Source organism: Synechococcus sp. R6-7 (assembly GCF_047461695.1).
Lineage (GTDB): Bacteria > Cyanobacteriota > Cyanobacteriia > Thermostichales > Thermostichaceae > Thermostichus.
The window spans coordinates 1-5,127 of the sequence record NZ_JANSHS010000288.1; the positions used below are offsets into that span (position 1 = coordinate 1).

Annotated in this window: 5 protein-coding genes; 1 reads left to right on the top strand and 4 read right to left on the bottom strand. The window is 60.9% G+C overall.

Annotated elements, in window-relative coordinates; translation table 11 throughout:
• Positions 1-163: 163 nt before the first annotated feature.
• Complete coding sequence (lpxC, locus tag NW815_RS08865; protein ID WP_011434326.1) at positions 164-1,018, bottom strand: UDP-3-O-acyl-N-acetylglucosamine deacetylase; 855 nt, start codon at positions 1,016-1,018, stop codon at positions 164-166.
• 14 nt (positions 1,019-1,032) lie between these two features.
• Positions 1,033-1,620 (bottom strand): hypothetical protein, encoded by a 588-nt coding sequence (locus NW815_RS08870; RefSeq protein ID WP_414391130.1) that lies wholly within the window; start codon positions 1,618-1,620, stop codon positions 1,033-1,035.
• On the opposite strand from NW815_RS08870, the gene NW815_RS08875 reads away from it, so the two are divergent.
• The gene (locus NW815_RS08875; protein WP_414415919.1) at positions 1,619-2,518 is read left to right on the top strand and encodes an RNA methyltransferase; all 900 of its coding nucleotides are present in this window, start codon (positions 1,619-1,621) and stop codon (positions 2,516-2,518) included. The genes NW815_RS08870 and NW815_RS08875 overlap by 2 nt on opposite strands.
• 140 nt (positions 2,519-2,658) lie before the next feature.
• Here the strand turns inward: NW815_RS08875 and NW815_RS08880 are convergent, their stop codons facing one another.
• Both NW815_RS08880 and dnaK read right to left on the bottom strand, forming a co-directional pair.
• On the bottom strand, positions 2,659-3,618 hold the full coding sequence (locus tag NW815_RS08880; protein ID WP_414382310.1) for a DnaJ C-terminal domain-containing protein: 960 nt from the start codon (positions 3,616-3,618) through the stop codon (positions 2,659-2,661).
• A gap of 208 nt (positions 3,619-3,826) precedes the next feature.
• Positions 3,827-5,127: molecular chaperone DnaK (dnaK, locus tag NW815_RS08885; protein ID WP_414415920.1), on the bottom strand; the 1,301-nt coding region annotated here is incomplete at its 5' end.

Sequence of the window (5,127 nt, forward strand, 5' to 3'; positions counted from 1 at the left end):
AGCAGTGTTCAGCGTAAATGTATCAGCACCCAGGGAGCTGCGGAAAGGAGGGGAATGAAGCGGATCCCACCCTGGGGATCCCCTTGAAGACAAGTGCTCCGCACCGCTCTCGCAACTGAGGATGGCAGGGTTGTTGCTGCGCAACCGGATCCCTTGCTCCCCCTCACTCTTCATGGATCAGCAGGGATCCACTCTTGAGCAACTGCTCGGCCAAACGGTGGTGCAGGGCATGGCCCGCCTTGTAGGCCACAATGTGCCCCTGCAGTCGGCAGCCCAGGAGGCTGAGATCTCCTAGTAAATCTATCAGCTTATGGCGCACCGGCTCATCTGGGTAGCGCAATGGCCCCAACCACTCGGTTTGGCTACAGACAATGGCATTTTCCAGGCTGCCCCCCTGGATTAGCCCCCGTTCCCGGGCCAGCTCCACATCCTGCTGGCGGGCGAAGGTGCGGGCCGGCGCAATGGACTGGACAAAATCCGGCCTGTTCTCCCTCCAGCTCAGCCACTGTTCTCCAATCGGGCAATCGGCAAAATCGATGCCATAGGTAAAGCGGGCTGTAGGATGGGGGAGGGCGCTGACAAAGGCTTCCCCCGCCCAGACAGTGACCGGTTCTTGGATCACCCCCAGCAGGGCCGGCTGATCTTGGGCCTGGATCCCGGCCTGGGCAATGGCCTCTACAAAGGGCAGGGCAGAGCCATCCAGAATCGGCAGCTCCGGCCCCTCCACCTCGATGCGGCAGTTGTCAATGCCCAGGATGTAAAGGGCGGCCAGCAGGTGTTCCACCGTCTGCACTTGAACAGAGGGGGATCCCTGCTGCAACAGGGTGCAGAGATGGGCAGGGGCCAGGGATCCCAACCGAGCCGGGATCTCAGGGGATCCCGGTTGATCCACCCGCACAAAAACCCGACCGCTGCCGGCAGGAGCTGGATGCAGACTGCAGCCAATTGGCAGGCCGGTGTGCAGGCCAACGCCTTCTAGGGCAATAGAGCTGGCTAGGGTGTGTTGCCGGCCTCTCATCGTGCTCCGCAGCGCTAGTGCAAACGCTCTTGGCCCTGGTCGAAAACGCGGTAATACAGCTCCCGATAGCCCACGCGCAGGTTACTGCCGGCATCTGCCAACTTGGCTTTGTGGCTGCGGGTGCCGTAGGCGCTGAACACCTCGTAGGTATCTCCCTCAAAGAAAAAGGAAGAGACATCGGACACCTCTTCGCCCCCCAGCAACTGCCAGCGCCCCTGGCGAAACTGCAGCCGGTAGTGGGCTTTATCCAAGCTGCCGGAAGGACGGTCGATCATGGCGTCGATGCTGCCCTCGTAGAACGGCTCGGCACCACCATTGGGGATGGATATGTCCACAGGCCACACGTCCACAGCGATATCTCGGTAGCGGCAGTTGGGCCGGTTGCACAGGCGAATCGAGCGCATGACCTCGGCAATGGCTTCCAGCCGCTGCCGCGCCTCGGCCAGAGAAAACCGCTCTGAGTCGCTATCGCGAACGAGCTGGGGCGATACCTGAGCCGGCCCTGCCAGCGATGAAGGGGCAGCCAGCGCCGGGGATCCCCAGCAGCATCCCACCAACACCAGACAAATCAAGCTCAGCCAACAACGGTATGCGGATCCCATGGATGCAATCTATGACAAAATCAAGCTCCTCTTCTCTACTCTAGGCACTCTGGGGGATCCCAACCTGATGCCGATATTACCCCACTCTGGCCCTGAACAACTGGCGCAGGTACGGCTTGTATTGGTGCAGCCGGCTGGGCCGCGCAACCTCGGCGCCATTGCCCGCGTGATGAAAAACATGGGCTTCAGGCAGTGGGTGCTGGTGGATCCCCAATGCGATCCCCTCGATATGGAAGCGATCACCACAGCCGTGCATGGGGCAGACCTGCTCCATCAAGCCCGGAAGGTGCAAACTTTGCCCGAAGCCCTGCAAGGGTGTGTGCAGGTTTTCGGGACAACGGGGCGCAGCCAAACCTACCCACCCGAATGGCAAATTCAGTCCCCCCGCCAAGCCTTTCCCGCTCTGCTGGCCGCCGGCCCTGCCGCCCTCGTGTTTGGCCCCGAAGATCGCGGCTTGAGCAACGAGGAGCTGGCCCTTTGCCATCGCCAGATCCAGATCCCCACCGATGCGACCTATCCCTCTTTAAACTTGGCCCAAGCCGTGGCCATTTGTTGCTATGAGCTGTACACCCTCGTCTGCCAGAGCCCTTCCCCTGCTCCTCCTATGCCCTCGCCTCAAAGGCTTGCCCCCTTCGAGCTGCTGGAGGGATTTTTCGACCACTTAGAAGCGCTGTTGCTGCAAATTGGCTACCTGCACCCCCACACAGCCCGCCGCAAAATGCTCAAGTTTCGCGCCCTGTTCCAGCGAGCCGGCCTGACCGTAGCCGAGGTGGCCTTGTTGCGCGGGATCCTGCGGCAACTGCAATGGAGCCAGGGATGCTCTCGTCAGGAACCTCTGGAAGCAAATGCAGCTCCCGTCCCGCCGACGCAACCAGATTCCAGCAGGACCCCATCTTGACCCCAAGGCTGGGCCTCCAGCCCCGCCCTACCGCTACCGGAAGCAAGCTAGAAGGGCGGCTTCCTGCTTTCAGGCGGCGCGGAGCGCTTGTCAAGAATCTTGAGGCTTTGGCCGTGGGAGAATATCGGAGAATATCAATGCTAGAGCTTAAGGGTGGCGCGGGGATCGTAGGATTGAACCCGCTGCAGCCTTTCGTAAAGTTCTCGCTCTTCTTCGGAGATCTGGGTGGGCAAATGGATCTGCACCACCACGTAAAAATCCCCCCGTTCTCCGTTGCCTTTGGGAAATCCCCTTTCCGCCAGCCGCAACTTTCGCCCCGGCTGCATGCCAGGTGGGATCCGCAGCTTCACCACCCCATCCAAGGTGGGCACCTCCACCTGGGCGCCCAAAACCGCTTCGCTGGGGCTGATGGGCAGATCGCAGTAAACGTCGAATCCCTCTAGGCGATAGAAGGGGTGGTCTTTCAGCTCAATTTTAAGGTACAGATCACCGGCACCGCCGTTGGGGTTGGGGTGGCCTTGGCCGCGCAGGCGAATCCGCTTCCCTGGCGTAATTCCCGGCGGGATGTTTACCTCGAGCACGCGATCCCCGCCCACCCGCAGGCGACGCTTGCCCCCCTCAAAAGCTTCTGGAATGCTGATCTGGATGGTGGCCTCAGCATCGTAACTGGTGTTGCCAGTGGATCCCGAAAATCCGCTGCTGCGGTCTGTGGTTTGGCTGCGCACCCGGCCCAGCAGTTGATCGATGAAGTCTTGAAAATCATCAAATTGGCTGAAATCGACGCCACTCCCCCCAAATCCGCTCCCCCCAAAGTCTTGGCTGAAGGGGCTGCTGCTGTAGGTGTAGGCATCGCGGCTGGAGCGAAACCCGCCCTGCTGATAGTATTGGCCAAATTGGTCGTATTGCCTGCGCTTGCTGGGATCCGAGAGAACTTCGTAGGCTTCGTTAATGTCTTTGAATTTCTCTTCAGCCGCTTTGTCGTTGGGGTTGACATCTGGGTGATACTTGCGGGCTAGGCGCCGATAGGCTTGTTTCACCTCATCGGCAGTGGCCGTTTTGCTGACCCCCAAAATCTTGTAGTAGTCCTTAAAGTTTTGCATGGAGGCGTCCGCAGGCAAATCGCTGAGAGTGGGCAGAAAACCACGAGGCTAGGCGTCCCCGGCAAGGGCTCCTTCCCTCCGACCTACTGAAGAAAATGAGGAGGCGGGCTAGACGCCATCGCCCATCCCGTCCCTCCTCATTATCGGCGCTACAAGTAAGGGCGGGATCCGCCCTGGGCCCGCGGCCCACGGAGGGATCCCTGAGCAGTCACTTGCTCTCGGTGAAGTCGGCATCGATCACATCATCGCTGCCGCCGGAGGTCTTCCCTGAGCCGGAAGCGGAGCTAGAGGAGGCCCCAGGCTGTTGATACAGCTCGCTGCTCATGGCGTAGAGAGCCTCTTGCAGCTCCCGCTCTTTGCTCTGGATGGCGCTGTCGTCCTCCCGCTGGATGGCCTCCCGCAGTTCTCGCACCAGAGTCTCGATTTGGCTGCGTTTGCTGGAGGAGATCTTGTCGCCCAACTCCTTCAACTGCCGCTCGGCTTGGTAGGCCAGCGAGTCGGCCTTGTTGCGGCGCTCAATTTTCTCCCGGCGGGCCCGGTCTTCGGCAGCGTATTTTTCTGCCTCAGCAATCATGCGCTCCACCTCTTTGCTATCCAAAGTAGAGGCGCCGGTGATGGAGATGCTCTGCTCTTTGCCGCTGCCTTTGTCTTTGGCCGTCACCTTGAGGATGCCGTTGGCGTCGATGTCGAAGGTGACCTCGATCTGCGGCACACCGCGGGGGGCCGGCGGGATCCCGTCCAGCTTGAAGCGGCCCAGAGATTTGTTGTCGCGGGCCAGCTCCCGCTCCCCTTGCACCACGTGGATTTCCACGGAGGTCTGCCCATCTTCGGCAGTGGAGAAGATCTCCGACTTGCGGGTGGGGATGGTGGTGTTGCGCGGGATGAGCTTGGTGGCCACGCCGCCCAAGGTTTCCACCCCCAAGGACAAGGGGGTGACATCCAGCAGCAGCACGTCTTTGACTTCGCCCGCCAGCACACCCGCTTGGATGGCCGCCCCAACCGCCACCACCTCATCGGGGTTGACGCTCTGGTTGGGTTCTTTGCCCAGCAGCTCCCTCACCAGCCGCTGCACCGCCGGAATGCGGGTAGATCCCCCCACCAGCACCACTTCGTTGATGTCGGCCTTGGTGAGCTTGGCATCCCGCAGGGCTTGCTCCACCGGCCCCTTGCAGCGCTCCAGCAGGTCGGCACAGAGGTGCTCAAACTGGGCGCGGGAGAGCTTCAGCTCCAGGTGCTTGGGCCCATCGGCAGTGGCAGTGATGAAGGGCAGGTTGATGGTGGTTTCGGAAACGCTGGACAGCTCGATCTTGGCTTTTTCCGCGGCTTCCGTTAGCCGTTGCAGCGCCTGCCGGTCTTGCCGCAGGTCGATCCCTTCCATTTGCTTGAACTGCTCGGCCATCCAATCGACGATCTTCTTGTCGAAGTCGTCGCCCCCCAACTGCGTGTCGCCGCTGGTGGATTTCACCTCGAAAACGCCATCCCCCACTTCCAAGATGGACACATCGAAAG

Excerpts from the sequence above, each read along its gene's own strand:
- lpxC (WP_011434326.1), bottom strand. The coding sequence starts at position 1,018 with ATGAGAGGCCGGCAACACACCCTAGCCAGCTCTATTGCCCTAGAAGGC.
- NW815_RS08875 (WP_414415919.1), top strand. The coding sequence starts at position 1,619 with ATGGATGCAATCTATGACAAAATCAAGCTCCTCTTCTCTACTCTAGGC.
- NW815_RS08870 (WP_414391130.1), bottom strand. The coding sequence starts at position 1,620 with ATGGGATCCGCATACCGTTGTTGGCTGAGCTTGATTTGTCTGGTGTTG.
- NW815_RS08880 (WP_414382310.1), bottom strand. The coding sequence starts at position 3,618 with ATGCAAAACTTTAAGGACTACTACAAGATTTTGGGGGTCAGCAAAACG.